This window comes from Rubellimicrobium arenae (assembly GCF_017916275.1).
Classification (GTDB): Bacteria; Pseudomonadota; Alphaproteobacteria; order Rhodobacterales; family Rhodobacteraceae; genus Rubellimicrobium; species Rubellimicrobium arenae.
The window spans coordinates 1-1,141 of the sequence record NZ_JAFMST010000035.1 but is presented as its reverse complement, the minus strand read 5'-3'; the positions used below and the strand labels follow the sequence as shown (position 1 = coordinate 1,141).

At 70.6% G+C, this 1,141-nt stretch carries 1 protein-coding gene; it reads left to right on the top strand.

Annotation, left to right across the window (positions count from 1 at the left end):
* Positions 1-11 precede the first annotated feature (11 nt).
* Positions 12-1,141 (top strand): S-(hydroxymethyl)glutathione dehydrogenase/class III alcohol dehydrogenase (locus J3P31_RS21150; RefSeq protein ID WP_210530517.1); only part of this gene is annotated, 1,130 nt, incomplete at its 3' end.

Sequence of the window (1,141 nt, the reverse complement as noted above, 5' to 3'; positions counted from 1 at the left end):
GGAGGACCACGATGCGCACGCGGGCTGCGGTGGCTGTGGCGGCTGGCCGGCCGTTGGAGATCATGGAGGTGAACCTGGAGGGCCCGCGGGCGGGCGAGGTTCTGGTGGAGGTGCGGGCGACGGGGATCTGCCACACCGACGAGTTCACCTTGTCGGGGGCCGACCCCGAGGGGCTGTTCCCGGCCATTCTGGGGCATGAAGGGGCGGGGGTGGTTCTGGAGGTGGGGCCGGGGGTGACCTCGGTGGCGCCGGGCGACCACGTGATCCCGCTTTACACGCCCGAGTGCCGGCAGTGCCCGTCCTGCCTCAGCCGCAAGACCAACCTGTGCACCGCGATCCGGGCCACGCAGGGGCAGGGGCTGATGCCCGACGGCACCTCGCGGTTTTCCATGCTCGATGGCACGCCGATCCTGCACTACATGGGCTGCTCGACCTTTGCGCAGCACACGGTGCTGCCCGAGATCGCGCTGGCGAAGGTGCGCCCCGACGCGCCCTTCGACAAGATCTGCTACATCGGCTGCGGGGTGACCACGGGCGTGGGGGCGGTGATCAACACCGCGCAGGTGGAGGTGGGCTCCACGGCGGTGGTGTTCGGGCTGGGCGGCATCGGGCTCAACGTCATCCAGGGGCTCCGGCTCGCGGGCGCCGACATGATCATCGGCGTGGACCTCAACCCCGAGCGGCGGGCCTGGGGCGAGCGCTTCGGGATGACGCACTTCGTGAACGCCTCCGAGGTGCCCGCGGACCAGATGGTGGCGCATCTGGTGAACCTGACCAAGCGGCGGGGCGACACCATCGGCGGGGCGGACTACACCTTCGACTGCACCGGCAACGTGCGCGTCATGCGCCAGGCGCTGGAGGCCGCGCACCGGGGCTGGGGCGTGTCGGTGGTGATCGGGGTGGCGCCGGCGGGGGCGGAGATCAGCACCCGCCCCTTCCAGCTCGTGACGGGCCGCACCTGGAAGGGCACCGCCTTCGGCGGCGCGCGCGGGCGCACGGACGTCCCCAAGATCGTGGACTGGTACATGGAGGGCAAGATCGAGATCGACCCCATGATCACCCACACCATGCCGCTCGAAGAGATCAACCACGGCTTCGACCTCATGCGCCGCGGCGAAAGCGTCCGCGGCGTCGTGGTGTA